Origin of the sequence: Vibrio sp. IB15 (assembly GCF_016406055.1) — a bacterium.
GTDB lineage: Bacteria > Pseudomonadota > Gammaproteobacteria > Enterobacterales > Vibrionaceae > Vibrio > Vibrio chagasii.
Map to the genome: position 1 here is coordinate 19,807 of NZ_JAEFCE010000054.1, position 14,497 is coordinate 34,303.

The 14,497-nt window shown below is 43.5% G+C and carries 15 protein-coding genes and 1 pseudogene; 15 read left to right on the forward strand and 1 reads right to left on the reverse strand.

What is annotated here, in order from left to right; translation table 11 throughout:
• Positions 1–71 precede the first annotated feature (71 nt).
• From JC606_RS17950 to JC606_RS18010, 13 genes are all read left to right on the forward strand, one after another.
• Positions 72–272 (forward strand): hypothetical protein, encoded by a 201-nt coding sequence (locus tag JC606_RS17950; protein WP_063524137.1) that lies wholly within the window; start codon positions 72–74, stop codon positions 270–272.
• Positions 272–1,417, forward strand: a complete 1,146-nt coding sequence (locus JC606_RS17955) for a hypothetical protein (RefSeq protein WP_063524136.1) — start codon at positions 272–274, stop codon at positions 1,415–1,417. The genes JC606_RS17950 and JC606_RS17955 overlap by 1 nt, the downstream gene beginning before the upstream one ends.
• A gap of 10 nt (positions 1,418–1,427) precedes the next feature.
• Positions 1,428–1,895, forward strand: a complete 468-nt coding sequence (locus JC606_RS17960; protein ID WP_198779101.1) for a phage major tail tube protein — start codon at positions 1,428–1,430, stop codon at positions 1,893–1,895.
• Between the two features lie 59 nt (positions 1,896–1,954).
• Entirely contained in the window at positions 1,955–2,485 is a 531-nt protein-coding gene (locus JC606_RS17965) for a phage tail assembly protein (protein ID WP_063524134.1), read from the forward strand.
• Positions 2,486–2,611: 126 nt separating this feature from the next.
• Positions 2,612–5,401 (forward strand): phage tail tape measure protein, encoded by a 2,790-nt coding sequence (locus JC606_RS17970; RefSeq protein ID WP_198779102.1) that lies wholly within the window; start codon positions 2,612–2,614, stop codon positions 5,399–5,401.
• Positions 5,401–5,820, forward strand: coding sequence for a phage tail protein (locus tag JC606_RS17975; protein ID WP_063524132.1), 420 nt, complete (start codon positions 5,401–5,403; stop codon positions 5,818–5,820). Before JC606_RS17970 ends, JC606_RS17975 begins: the two co-directional genes overlap by 1 nt.
• A complete protein-coding gene (locus JC606_RS17980; protein ID WP_102276764.1) occupies positions 5,795–6,004 on the forward strand; it encodes a phage tail protein in 210 nt (69 codons plus the stop codon). The genes JC606_RS17975 and JC606_RS17980 overlap by 26 nt, the downstream gene beginning before the upstream one ends.
• Positions 5,995–6,960: a contractile injection system protein, VgrG/Pvc8 family gene (locus JC606_RS17985; protein ID WP_198779103.1), complete on the forward strand. Its 966-nt coding sequence runs from the start codon at positions 5,995–5,997 to the stop codon at positions 6,958–6,960. The genes JC606_RS17980 and JC606_RS17985 overlap by 10 nt, the downstream gene beginning before the upstream one ends.
• A 17-nt stretch (positions 6,961–6,977) precedes the next feature.
• The gene (locus JC606_RS17990) at positions 6,978–7,505 is read left to right on the forward strand and encodes a glycosyl hydrolase 108 family protein (protein WP_063524129.1); all 528 of its coding nucleotides are present in this window, start codon (positions 6,978–6,980) and stop codon (positions 7,503–7,505) included.
• A 66-nt stretch (positions 7,506–7,571) separates the two neighbouring features.
• Positions 7,572–7,889, forward strand: coding sequence for a hypothetical protein (locus JC606_RS17995; RefSeq protein WP_063524128.1), 318 nt, complete (start codon positions 7,572–7,574; stop codon positions 7,887–7,889).
• Positions 7,890–8,117, forward strand: a complete 228-nt coding sequence (locus tag JC606_RS18000) for a hypothetical protein (protein WP_063524127.1) — start codon at positions 7,890–7,892, stop codon at positions 8,115–8,117.
• Positions 8,118–8,484: 367 nt separating this feature from the next.
• Positions 8,485–9,732: a ParA family protein gene (locus JC606_RS18005; RefSeq protein ID WP_198779104.1), complete on the forward strand. Its 1,248-nt coding sequence runs from the start codon at positions 8,485–8,487 to the stop codon at positions 9,730–9,732.
• A gap of 1 nt (position 9,733) precedes the next feature.
• Positions 9,734–10,687: a ParB family protein gene (locus JC606_RS18010; RefSeq protein ID WP_198779105.1), complete on the forward strand. Its 954-nt coding sequence runs from the start codon at positions 9,734–9,736 to the stop codon at positions 10,685–10,687.
• Between the two features lie 80 nt (positions 10,688–10,767).
• Here the strand turns inward: JC606_RS18010 and JC606_RS18015 are convergent.
• A pseudogene (locus tag JC606_RS18015) lies at positions 10,768–11,007 on the reverse strand (DUF4113 domain-containing protein); the annotation flags it as partial.
• Between the two features lie 1,260 nt (positions 11,008–12,267).
• Here JC606_RS18015 and JC606_RS18020 point away from each other — a divergent pair.
• Positions 12,268–13,803 (forward strand): hypothetical protein, encoded by a 1,536-nt coding sequence (locus tag JC606_RS18020; RefSeq protein ID WP_198779106.1) that lies wholly within the window; start codon positions 12,268–12,270, stop codon positions 13,801–13,803.
• Positions 13,804–13,819: 16 nt separating this feature from the next.
• Positions 13,820–14,305: a hypothetical protein gene (locus JC606_RS18025; RefSeq protein ID WP_198779107.1), complete on the forward strand. Its 486-nt coding sequence runs from the start codon at positions 13,820–13,822 to the stop codon at positions 14,303–14,305.
• The last annotated feature ends 192 nt before the right edge of the window (positions 14,306–14,497 follow it).

The window sequence follows — 14,497 nt, forward strand, 5'->3', positions numbered from 1 at the left end:
CGGTTTTTTTGTATCTAAATTTCACCTAGAGCCCTGCCTTTGAGCGGGGCTTTTTATTTGGAGATTAACCAATGGCAAAAACGAAAGCGTCTGCGTTAGACGCACCAACCCAAACGCAGGCAACGAATGACCCGCGCGACTATGTGATGCTTAGAGAAAAGCGCATCCTTTATTACTGGCGTGAAGAGGGTCAAACGGTCACCTTGAAACCATCTCAAGCTGAGTATCATCTCAGAAATAAAAATCTCGTATTAAAAGAAGAGAGACAATAATGGCATTAACAACAACACAAAACCATAACGGCATCTCACTTGAAGTGGGTGAGCCGTTAGGCCCAATGGGCGGAGTGGATAACCAACTGGGCGGCATGATTGGATTGGCACCCAACAAACATCCAGACGTTCCTTATGGCGAACCTATCAAGCTTTATACGACCGCTGACCTAGCCAAAATTGACACAACAGAGAACCCAGCCGGTGTGCTTTATTGTAGTGCGAAGTACTTTCTAGAAGTCGCTCAGGTGCCTTGTTACGTCATCATTGAAAAACCAGGTGCAGATGCCGATGAAACGCTACAAAACATCGTTGGTGGCGTGTCGCCTTCTGGTCGATTAACAGGTATTGCAGCGTTTGCTGGATGCAAAGAAGCGCCTACCAATGTGGCCGCACCAGGCTTCCATGGCCTTGAAATCGCTAACGCATTAGCGGCACTTGCTAACCAAACCTACTGTGAGGGTTGGACTGACGCACCGGATTTTATCACCAAGGATGCTAAGGAATATGCTGGGAAATTAGGTGAGAGCCATAAACGCGTATGGTGTTGTGATGTGAGTGGTGAGCGTTGGAGACATACGATTCCACCATCTGTTGTTGGCATGGCAGCGCGCTGCAGTGTGAAACCTTCTCAAACACCCAATGGTGCACCAGTACCACTGGACGATATCGCCCGTTTGGTTGGGTACCGTGTTAACGATAAAAACAGTGAAGCGGTAGACCTTAATAAAAAAGGCATCGCGCTTACGGTTCGAGATCCGAATGGCGGCTTAATGTTCTTAGGCACCCGTACGGCAGATGGTAGTTTTGGCAATATTATTGGTATTGAAAACCAATTGTGTCGAGAGCTTATCAAGTCACATCGTGACACGATGAAATCTAACTTGGACTTTGATTTCTTTAATCAGCGTGTTGCGCAGTTGAATAATTGGCTCGCCAGTCTGCAAGCCGATGGTGAGATCATTGGTGCAAAATGTTACCTCCACACCACTCGCAATAACTTGCAGCGTTATAAAAATGGTGAGTGGGTACTTGTGGTTGATTGGGGCGCTTACCGTCCTAACGAGCACTCCATCATTGAACTCAACCAAAGCGATGAAATTTTACAGGTTTACATCGACAGCGCAGTTAAATCATTCAGTTAATAGGTGAAATATGTCTAATCGAGTTACTCTCGCCAGAAAACTAGTACTACCAGGCGACATTAAAATTACGAACAACATTGAAGACTTTACACCACCCAAATACAGCAAAGTATATGCTGATGTGCCTGGGGCATTCATGGGCAAAAAAGTGTGTGTGGGTTACGAAGCTGCTGAGTGGTCGGTGACCATTAAGGGTGAAATGGCTTCGGTGGTCAAGGCGGCCCTGAAAAATGGTGATAAGACGGTCATTATTTTCAATGAAAATGGCACGAATCAAGATCAGGTGTTTTCAGCTGAGCACCAGATGACGGGTGAAGTCAGCGTGGAGTATTCATCACACAAGATGCGCGAACAACAAACCCTTACCTTAACGGGACAGATCTCGAGGCATACATGGAAAGAAAACGGTGTGACCCTCACCGAAGTGGATATTGATAACGGTCAATACACGATCGGTGGCAAGAAATTCAATAACTAACGCATTGTGTTTATTTAAGGTCGCCAATTGGCGACCTTTTTATTTATTGTGGAGGCAGTATGACTCAAACCGAATACCTAGAGCGTTCATTCACGCTTTTAAAATCCATTGAAACACTCAGTAAAGTCACAGTAAAGCCAATGAGCCGTGAATCAAGCATGGCGATTGAGCCGAAAGGTGACACATTCACCCAAGAAGAGAAAGAAGCTTTGGTGATGGCCTCAACAGGGCTTTGCCAAGATGAACTGGATGCGCTATCAAGCCCTGATTGGCTGACGCTTTATGAGTCGTCTTATGACTTCTACCACCAAACCAGCTACCAGTTGGCTCAATTAGAGCAAGATGAAACAGCGAAAGAAGTGGTGCTGCATTTTAGTGGTGAGCGCAAAGTAACCTTCGAGCTACCTACCCTTAAACTTTCCAAAATGGCCAATAAAATCAATGATGACATCAAACGGGCCTGTTTTATTATCGCGAACCTTACAGATCTTGAAGAAGATGAAATTATGGCTTTGCCATTACCAGATTACCGAAGCCTTGTGAGCGCTGTTACGCATTTTTTAATCAGACCAGCGGCTTACTTTCAGTAGAGAGCGTTGAAGTCATTCTAGACGTGATTCCACTGGCGGGTTACTCCGCTGGTGATGCACAAGAGTGGACAACGGAAATTGCATTGCGACGTTACGAGCTAGCTTTAGCTCACTTAGGGGTAAAGCGTGGATAAAAAAATAGAATTAGGCATCACCACAGGTGCTACGCAAGCGGTCGCTGGAATTGAGACAGCAGATAAGGCGCAGCAAGGTTTTATTGGCGCCATAAAAAAGGCACAAAAGGAACTGAAATCAGCACAGGATATTGCAGGTGATGTTAGGCAGTTCGAGTCTTTAGAGTCGGCGCTTCGCATGACTCAAAAGCAAGCATCACATAACAGCGCAGTACTGACAGCGTTGTCTGCCAAACAAACACTCCATCTAAAGCTTACGGACGCAGAGACCGTTTCGCTAAAAAATAACCAGAAAGCTTTAGAAGTGCTGAATAGGAAAAAAGCCCAAGGTATTAATTTAACTGATAAAGAGCAACAAAAATTAGTTCGTTCTGAGTCGGTCGTCTACAAGCTGACTCAGAAAAAAAACGCCCAATATAAGCACACCAAAAAGGAACAAGCTGAATTAGAGAGGCTACGTCAAAAAGCATCGAGCTTAAAAGCACAAGAGAAAAACCAGTCACGCCAAATGTCTAAGCTGGAAAGTAAGTTGGAAGCAGTCGGTATTAACCCGACGGATTTACCCAAAGCTAAAGATATCGCAGACCGTAGAGTCGAAAAATCAGCGCAATTACTCGACCGTGAAAATCGCTTGCTAAGCCGCTCTAATGAACTTCAACAACGTAAAAAAGATGTACTGCAATCAATGCCAAGCAGTAACGCCACTGCTGGGGCCATTTTATCGACCGGCGCAGTCATGATGAAAAAATCGGCCGTCAATGATGCGTCATTTTTAACCATTGCTCGAAATTTTGATTTTGGAAATCAAGGCGTTCAAGGACAAGAAGCACAAGCGCTACGTCGTGATCTAAATAGTCTTACGGTCGAATTAGCAGGGGTGGATAGCTCACAGATAATGGCAATTGCTGGTACTGGCGCGAACTCGGGGATTGGCAAGGAAGATCTTGTTGCTTATACCCGTGACACTGTTATGGCCTCATCTGCTTGGGGCATAAAAGACAAAGTGCAGGCTGCCCAACAAGGAATGAAATTACGCAATGCACTTGGGTATAGGCATGATGAATCCGGTCAAAAAAAATTCATGCATATGGCTAATATGATCAATGAGGTTGACAGCAAAAATAGCGGCGTTAATGCAAGCGATCTCGTGCATGTTATGGCTCGCCAAGGCGAGTTCATGATGAACGCAGGCTTCAGTGAGTCACAAGCATTGGGACTGTCGGGAGCCCTTTTAGCAAATGGCGCTAGTAAAAAAGAGGCGACAATAGCAGTCAAGGACATTACCGCAGCTTTAAGCGCTGGACTCCTAGCGACGGATGGCCAAAAAAACACCTTTAAAAAGCTTGGTACTGATGCAGAGTCTGTTTCACTTGGTATGACAAAAGACGCAACAGCTACTTTGCTGGGTGTACTCGATGGTATCAAAGGGTTAGACACACAGGAGCAAGCTGCTGCGATCAAGTCCATATTTGGTGACAAGGCGAGTCCACTGATAACAAAGATGCTCAAGGATACAGAGCAACTCACTCAAATTCAGGAGAATGCGGCTTCTGCAAGCTCAAATTCGGTGAAGAAAGAGTACCAAGAAAATGCCAGTACAAGGCTTGCTGATATAGAGCGCTCTAACGATGCATTCAGTCAATTAGCCATTGTTTTGGGTGATAAGGCGTGGCCTGCACTTAGAGGTTTTTACAATGGTGTCACGGACCTAACGATAGCAACAACTGATTGGATTGCCGAATCCGGAATGGCGAGCAGTGCTGTACTTGGGCTAGGTGCTTCAGTCGTGGCCGGTATTGCTGCTTATAAGGTTTATCAAGGTATCAAATTCGCGACAAACATTACGAGTATCGCTAAAGAGGCATTGGCCTTAAAGAGCCAACAGTCTGCTACAGACAAAGCGACGGCTGCGGCCAATCGTCACACTGCCGCAATGGAACGTCAAGCAAGAGCGACAGGCGGCGCTCGCGTGAGCGAATCTGGCAGGGCAAGAGAAAAAGCAAGGCCATCATCACGACGCCGACGTGCTGGCAAACGCAGTTTAGGTATGAGGCTGTTCAGCGGTGTAACTCAGGATTCACCTTCGAGCGTTCCCGGTGGGCATGCGCCGGATTCAAGAAGTGCCAAGGCAAAAGGGTGGGGCATGCCTATTCATAAACTGGCTAAAGCGACTTCCTTTGTGCGACCTCTCAGCATGGCCTTTGATGCCGTTAGCTTTACTAACCACCTAATGAGTGGAGATAAAGCCGCGGCGGCAAAACGTGGCGGTGGGTTGCTTGGTGGTTTAGGTGGTGCAGCAGCAGGTGCTGCGCTTGGCTCAATGGTCCTTCCTGGTATCGGAACTGTGATTGGCGCAGGTATTGGAGGAATGCTTGGCGACGTTACTGGTGAAGATATTGGTTCAACCATCTTTAGTTGGTTTAAAGGTGATGGAAGCACACCAAGCGAGAAACCGGCGTCTGAGGGGGCAAAAGCAGTGGCCAGCCCCGAGTTTGCTCAAGCGAAAAGTCCAGAACTTGCCACGGAGCATTGGATAAACCAGAGCCCCTTACCCAATAAAATGGAAGAGATTAGAAGTAATCAAATTCATAAAGCAGAGCAAACTCAGAGGCCGAGTGTGACCTTTTCTCCTGTTGTGCAGATATCTGGAGCGCAAGCCCCAGAACAAACCGCAATGTTAACGATGGAGGCGATACAGCAGGTGCTCACTCAGTTTGCTCAAGAGCATGGTTTGGACTCTGAAAACCTCACACAAGATTTTGAACATTCATTGGTGAATTAATGGAGTATTTAGCATTTAACGAGCATTTGGCATTAGACGAGCATGTTTTTAGTGTCAAACAAAGTAATCCGCTGGAAGGCCACTCCTATGAGACTTCTAGTGGTTGGTCAGATTTTGATGCGATTGATTGCCCGAGGCAAGACCCTACTGCCAACCCGCTCGATAACTGGACGCTTAATCTCGTAGCGTTCAAAGGGAGTGGCGAGGCCGAAGCTGAAGCGTTACGTGCGATGGCCAAAGCACATAAGGTCGTTCAGGCGACGGATAGTAAAGGTAAAAATTGGGGGACATTTACCATTCGTAATGTAAAGACCAGCTATACAAAAATCATTGATTCAGGACAAGCGCAAATCGTCAAAATAACACTCACGCTAAAGGAATATCGACAGAGAAATGAAAGTACAAGTAAAGCCAAATGAAACGGTTAACCGGTTACTTTTTCGTGTATTTGGTGTGGACTCAGACGAGCTTGAAGAGGCGTTTTATCGACTTAATCCAAACCAAACTACACCTTTTTTAGAACCCGGCCAAGTGGTTGAATTACCGACTATTGAGGATAAAGCTAATGAGGTCGCAACAAGAGAAATACCGGTATGGACGTAATAAGCATCAAGGGGGAGGGGGCTACAGAGCTTAAGCCATTTCTCATCAGCTGGTCATTAACAGACAGTGATGATGGTACAAAAGCGGATAGGCTTACTCTTAACTTCAGTGGTAGCCAGTTACAAGAGTACATTCCTAAAAGCGGTTGTGAGTGGAGCGTAACGATTGATGGCGAACATCGGGGAGCTTTTCAAGTTTCTTCGGTCACTGAACACTTGCATCCAGTAAAGCTAGTTGTGCAACTTACTCCTGCTAAATTTAGTGTAGAAGATAGGAGTGGTTTTAAGGAACCTAGGCGACGCTCCTTTCCACCGGCTACAGTCTCGGATGTGGTGAAAGCCGTAATGGAACCGCATGGCTACGATGTGCGCGTTAGCCCAGAACTCGCATGCCTGTTAACCGGACACTTGAATCAAAATGAGGAGACTGACTCTGCTTTTATTACTCGATTAGCAACGATGTACGACGCTATCGCCAAGCCCATCGATCGTATGTATGTGTTTGGCAAGCGAGGGAGTCTAAAAACGTTAGCAGGTAACGTCCAGCGTTCCATCATTATTTCGGCTCAGGATGTTCAAAAAGGTTCAGCCAAGATTGCACACCCCAGTAATATCCGCTTCAAAGGCATTAAAGCTGAATGGCAAACCACTGAGACGGGAGAAAGTGGCACAGCGAAGATCGGGCACAAACCTTATTACCTAATTCAAGATACTGTGTTTAAAAGTGCAGATGAAGCGACGCAACGTGCCGAAGCTAAACTTTCAGAGTTTAACCGGCGCGTGCAAAGATTCAGCGCCACTTTAAGAGGGAAGCCAGGCTTATTTGCTGAATCGGCTATGAAGTTAGAGGGGTTTTGCTCTCTCCACTCCAAAGGTAACTGGTCGATTAAAAGCGTTACTCTGTCGGGTACCCGCAGTACCTATACCATCCAAGTAGAAGCCACTCGCCCGGCTTAATTATTGAGAGAGGACCTATGAAATACCCACAAGCCTATTTGATCGCTTTCGAAAGGGTGATTGGTCACGAAGGTAAGTACCAAAACCTATACGATGACCGTGGTAACTGGACGACCGGAACCGTCGGCCAGGGTGAATGTAAAGGTACGAAGTTTGGTATCTCCGCCATGAGCTACCCGCATCTAAATATAGAACAGCTCAGCATCGAGCAAGCTAAAGAGGTCTACTATCATGATTTTTGGCTCAAACTTGGTGGGGACAATCTGCATAAAGCGCTGATGTATCAACTTTTTGATGCATCAATTCATCATGGTTGTTGGCGTGCAATGCGCTTTTTGCAGCGCGCCGTCGGCACTAAGGACGATGGCTATTATGGTAAGAAAACTGAAGCTGCAGTTAAAGCCGCAGATCATAATGATGTGCTCTTAAAGTTTTTAGCTGACCGTTTAGATTACATGAACGATACAAAGGCGTGGCGCAAGTTCTCGCGAGGTTGGTCACAACGAATCGCGGAAAACCTTCGTTTAGCTGCAACCGATAACTAATGGATTTTCAGCAGTCTTTAATAATATAGAGGCAAATACCACAATCATCTAAAAATGGATAAATACATGAAAAAGATAATTTTTTTACTGCTTGTAATGATACCAAATTGTGTGGCGGCAGAGGTCAGCACTCTGACTCCTGAAGAAGCTGATCTGATCTTTGGCGTACTAAGATGGTCAGCCGGTGAATATTACGGTGCTGTGGTGCTTGTCCTGTTCGCTCTCGGATTTATTTGGGCACAGGTGAGACAGTTCATTAAACCTCAAACATTAGCAAAAGCCCCCGAGTGGCTCATTACTGTATTAGAGGGAATTGCAGCTAACCGTGGGCATGCCAAGAATCAACTAAGTAACAATCCTATTCATTTCAAGCGGACGCAATAAATGCAATATCTCCAAGCTTTTCTGGGGCTACTGAAAGCCTTTTCATTTATCACAAGCTGTTATCAAAAATGGCGAGAGACCCGACAACAAGAGTACAAACAAGCACAGGTTAAACAGATCAATGAAAAACCACACGAGACTTTTGCTAATGAGTTCGGCCATCCTTCTGGCTGCGTGCGTGTCACCCTCCCCAAAAAGCAATTGCCTACCCACACCGATAAACCTTGAATGGTACCTTGCAAACAACGACAAGGGTGAGGGGGTTTATATTCCTATTCGAAGCTTTAAAAATTTACAAACTTATATTTTTGCGCTTAAGACGTGTGCTAGTCATTCATAAACGTTGTTGCCATTACAGTAAATCTCGAACTTCAAGTAAGTTTCACAAGCCTCCCCCTTCCGTATTACCTTGAATTTGTGATCTATTTTGTCTCATGGAGCTAATAAAGAGCACTCACTCAAGTTAACCTTCGTCCATCTCGCGACTAAAAACAGACATTAAACCATTATTGAGGTAAAAGTATCTTTTAGGGTTTAATTTTTACTTCTAGTACTTTATAGTGTTTGTAAGCGATTTAGGCACTAAGGACATTTCATGACCACCATCATCGATTCATTGGAACTCGTATGCGAACGCATGCAGCAAGAGCAGGCCGACCTCAAGGCTGTTATCAAAGAGCGCATGCAGATCAAAGTAACTGACACTGAAATTGAAGGAAGCGTTGACCGTTTGATCTACAACCATTCGTTGAAGAAAAAAGAACTTCAAGAACTTTTTGGTCTATCGCGTGTGACGTTTAATAGTCGAATCGACGAAGCGACAGAGCAGGGCGTGATTGGTGCGCCTATCATTCAAGGCCGCACCCATCTCTATAATCGTTTTGATGTCGCAAGCATGATGGATTTTATGGATTTTCCAAAGTACAACCAGCGCTTTGAACCAACCACTGTGGTTGTCGAAAACCATAAAGGTGGTACTGGTAAATCGACAACAACTGTCACCTTAGCGACCGCAGCAGCCTTAGACCTTAACCTCAATGCGCGTTGCCTCGTTATCGACTTAGACCCGCAAGGATCAACAGGTCAAAACCTCATTCACCGAGCCGATGATGAGTCGGTGTATATGACGGCTGTCGATATTGCATTGGCCGATTTAGAACCTGATGGTGACTTCTCGCAGTACCTTAATGATTTTAGCTACGACGAACTGGTTAAAGCGATTCCATTCAAAACGCATCTGCCAAACCTCGATGTAATTCCAGCGTTCCCATCAGACGAACGTTTTGTTGATAGCTATTGGGGACAAGATGAAGCAGGTCAACAGAAGCTGGTGAGCGAGCTACGCGAAAAAATCCTACCGATACTTAAACAAGAATACGACCTCATTTTCATTGATACCCCTCCCCAGAATTCGCCAATCCTATGGGCTGTGAATGAAGCTGCTGACGCGGTACTCATTCCAGTCACGCCGCGAGAATTCGACTTTGCGTCTACCAGTAATTACATGGCTACCATGCCGGGCACTTTCAGAGCTCTGCCATCGCAGGGCGAAAACCTAAAGTGGGCAAAGCTTCTTCCCGTAAACTTTGACGAGAAGAGCGCTCACGAGGTGAAAGTATTCGATAAGCTACTACGTGCGGCGCAAGGGCATTTACTGTCTACCGCTATTCGCCACTCTGAAGCGTTTGTTGCGGCAGCAGAAAGCAACCGAACCGTGCTTGATATTCGAAAATCGGAGCAAATTTGCAGCGGTAAGCAGTTTGACCTGGCAATGACGTCTGTTAATGCCGTTTATCACCAATTCATCACTGAAATCAAGCAACTAGCAACGAAGGGGCTATAACATGTTACGACCACAAGATAAACGCACCGGTTTTAACCAAGGCAATCAACTGGGTAAACGTACAAAGTCCGAAAGCCCCAAAAAAGTCTTCACTTTCGCCAGCGGAAAAACCACAACTGCTGAGCGTGTGATTGTTAAAGCCAATGAGCTGGAAAGTAGAACATCGATTCACCCGTTGAACCCACGTTGCCAAGAATCGCTTACTTTAGACTCCGTACGCGACATTTTGCCAAGCATTCAAGAAGAGGGCGTACATACTGAAGGTGTCGCCACCAAAGATGAGCAGGGCACTTATCAGCTCCTCGATAGCTCACGGCGCCGTTTCGCCTGTCTCCAAGCTAAGAAAGACTTACCATTATGGGTGATTGAAGGGGATGTTGATCAGGCCGACCTAATCTCTTTCATAAGTACAACTCAGTCTGTTAAACGCCTGTCTTACCGCGAGTTGGGAGCAGATTACTCAAGCATTATACAAGAGCAAGGTTTTACTAAGATTGATGAGCTTGCCGCACACCTCAACATTGGTCGCGAAACATGTCGCAAGCGCCTTGCAGCGGCGGCCATCGACCAACGCATGATCGAGGTCTTCCCTGATTGTGAAGGTATTCCGAATGGCTACTATGCCAAGCTTGCGAAAGCTGAAAAGCAATTAGTAAAAGAGAATACCGCTGTTTCGCGCTTTATCAACTCACTTAAATTTAATCTTGATGATGCAGAGAACGTCGAAGACAAACAGAAGATCGTGCTCGCAGCGATAGAAGCGAAGCTCGCGAAGAAGGAAGCTAAGATTTCTTGGAAGACCGAAGCTATTGCGAACTTTGAGAACAAAAACCAGTACGCGAAGGTTTCTCGTAGCAGCGATAAGCGTGGTTTGAAGATTGAACTGAGTCGGTTACCCGCTGAGATGTACGATGAAATCGTTCAATTTGTCGCGGAAAAAATTAATCAGAGTTGATACTTAGCGCCATAATAGGTTGGAGCGTTTTTTGGGGACAACGGGGGTTGTCCCGCGATGAACTATTTTTAGGCAAAGAGTTAGCATTTAACCTGAGGCAAATCTGTCCAAGATGTCGTGTACTGCGGTGTTAGAAGCTGACGCCGCATTTGCCACTTTTGCCCAATGCCTTGAGCGCCAAGGAATACCGTATTCTGGCCAAAACGTCGATTCAGACCATCAAACACCGACATTAACGGCGTATTGTTTGGGGTTGGGTTAAACAAGTCCGTTTGCTCTTGCCTCCCATCAACCAAATCTAATAGCCCAACTCCCACTTTGGCAGAGCTTGCCATCATTTTTGCACTTTAATGAATTCATTCTGTTTTTCTAACTAAATGTATACTCTTTCCATGGTATTTGAGATATATGCAAGACAGATAAAAAGTTAACCAGATCTTGACGGCCTCTATATTTAGCTTGGCCTGTAGGACTTTGCCCCATTAATACGATAGGCATTCTTAGAAAGAACCTAGAGAACGATTGAATCGATTTATCACTTTCCGATGGAGAGTCAACTATCTGTTTTTTTAATAACAATTTCAAATGATACACCTTGCTCTTTAATTACTTCGCCTTGAATTTTCATAACAAATTCCTTATCCCAACTGACATTTGACTTGATAATAGTTTTAGTTTTGTGAAAACAATCACAATATTAGAGTCAGCTTGGCCTGGTGCTAAACCCATTTGGATTTTCTCTCATCCAGAGAAAATCTTCCCAAGTGTACGCGCCTATTCATCGACTTCATTGTTGATAAGCTCAGGTAGCGAAGTAGCTACACAGGTTGCTCTAGCCTGTGTGGCCCCCAAAAAAGCTCCCCACCCTTCTCGGCTTTAGTTGCTAGCGATTCCCTGTCTATGACTATAAAAATCGACCCCACCACCATCACTTTTTCACTCGACTTATAGTTGTAGGTCACTGCTTATAGGGCATAATTTTCATAAATATTGTCTCAAGAAGGAACTAGACATACAGTTCCCGCAACCAGATATAAATATTATCTATCTAAGGTTGTGTTTTGAGCATTCAAACGAGCCAGCCTGTTATCAAATATTAGTGAAGAGAATTCAAAACCTCCTATGAAAAAGTTACTACTGGTGCTCGCGCTTGGTAGTGTAATGGGTGTAAATGCCTCTGATGTAAATGAAAGAATAGAACAGATGGAAACTAAAATATCCATCTCATCTGCAAAGAGAAAATTTAGTTCTGAGCAAGTTCTGAGCAAATACAACGTCCCAATTAATAAAAGCCTTCCACATATCGGTGTGAGCACGAGGCTTTAGTAAGGAGTAAGGAAGAGATCGCCAAAAGAGCTATCGCTTTACTTACACTAGCCGTGAAAGCACATAGGGTGCGATTTTATTTTTATTCAACGAAATGAGTACTAAACACGGTTCATATAAATTGTCAACATTCACATTGATTATTTATCCTTCGAAATCAACAACTTAGATTAATATCTCAATTTTGCAAATCGGTTTCAGAATATTAATTTATAAATGTTAGCATCGATTTTTTATAAAAAAGGCAAATGTCAGTGAAATTTAAACCCAATAACTTATTAGCTTTTATACTATTGTTTTTTGCATCTTCTTTAACAAACGCAAAAAACCTTTCCAATAATAATTGGGAACCATTAAAAGTAGATTTAAAATCTATAGAAAAATTATCAGACGGAAATATTAACGACTGGCCTGCAAACCTAAAACACAATAAAGTCAGTTATGAAAAACTAGGAAGTCAAGTAAAGTACACAATATTTAGAAATAATGGTTCGGATTACCTATTGATAGGATATCAGGACCGAGGATATGACAAAAAATTCTCTGTTGATAAAGTTGCTTTTGGGTTATCCTTTCTAGATGGCCAAAACAAACCAACAAATAAAGCTTGTCAAAATTACAACAAAACTGGTAATAATGGTAATTCAACCTGTGATAAATATATTGATACGCCATTGTCAAACTTATCACTTGAGTTCTATTTCTCAGAAAGCACTGGTTTATATGCGTTAGATGGTGTTAATAATGACTTAGAAGTGATTAATAAGACTCAATACGCTACTCATTATGATGGCGAGTTTTACAACCTTGAAGTGTTAGTTCCAATCAAACTAGTATCAGCAGATAGACCATACTTAACTGCGCTAGTTACAAACAGAATGTTTGATATAGACGAATCAAAGCAAGCTCAAGTCTCTGCCTTTAGGTCTGACACACATTGTAAGCCTTATTGCCCTCATCCAACAGGCTGGGTTGAACCTAGCAAAATTGGGGCAATTCAAATAGGGTTTGGAGCGCAAGGTGGTAATGGTTCTTTAGGGACAACAATAACGAGTAATCTTGAGGATGTAGTAATTGCGGGCGAAGGAGGAGCTAATACTGTTCCTGATGGCGAATTAACAATGTCGTTAATTCTTTATAACACGACTGATGTTCGTGCAATCGCAGAAGGGCCAGCTGCTGTCATCAGTGGTGGTCCATTTGTTCTTGCAGGAATTGAAGGCGTTTATGTTCAGAGCTTAAACAGCGATGTGTGGGGAGTTGGCATCACAGCGGGTTTTATTGGTCTTCCTGGTGCTGATATGTCCATTACATCTAGTAAAATTATCAAACAATTCAACTCTCGTGAGGAATTTGAAAAAATGATTGCTCGTTTCTCAGACCCTGAAGAAGAAACTTGTGGTCTTGATGTCCCGTGGGAGCTTTTACGCGGTTTGCGCTTACAAATTCCCAGTTGGGGCAACAAAGTAATAGAGGTGCCGAGTACATTCTATAGCACAGCCTTCCGGGGGCCTTTCACTGCACCGGCATGTCGTTATAAAACAATTTCCTCTGGATGGATCAATTGGATGAAAACTGATCCAGATTATATGGATATTTTCAATACAAATGATAAAGTAATATATTTAGACGTTTTGGCTCGTGAATCTTGGTGTGACCATCGTACCGAAAATCATCCTAGAAATAAAGGTAAGTGCCATTTACTTATAGATATCAATCCGATGCTATGGCCAGATAGTTATGGTTTTGCCCAAGCTATTCATAGTAAAACTAGGTTACGTAGCAACTAAAAAGATAAAATTCAATATGGAATATGCTTTATATTACGAATCTAACGGAATCAACAAAGGCCAGTTGATTTACTTATCTCTGATGTTCTCGTTATTTTTATCATCAATATTTATTTTTTTTAAATCTAAGGATTTATTTATTGAAGATAGGATGAAAAGGAGAGGGAAGGTTTTCTCAATTTTCATGGGCTGCTTTACCGGTTTACTATCAATGATTACTTATTATTTCGTTATTGTTGAGTATGATAGTATTATGGATAAGTATCGTTTGGGTAACGTATTTGTCACTTCTGGCATAGTCACTAATGTAAAGTATATCACCAAGGATGGCGGTCAAGAGTCCTTTGACATCAACGGTTACACATTCAAGTATTCTCATAATGAGCTTTCTAGTTTTTTCAATAAAACTAAACAGATTGGAGGGCCAATAAAAAATGGCATTCCAGTAAGAGTTACTCATTACTATGGCCACATAATCAAGTTGGAAATTAGTGTTAAATAAAGAAAGTCACCTGGTTTGAAAAGTTATAAACTACAAACCAGGTGACTTAATTTTTTCTTTCGCCTAATATGGTATAGTTTGAGAAGCCCTTTGAGTGTGTTTACACCAAAAAACAGTGCTATCACTCCAAAAACTATGACCCTGTAAATAATTCTGTGTAACTGCTCTTGGTTACAAGTATTCAGTTAATCG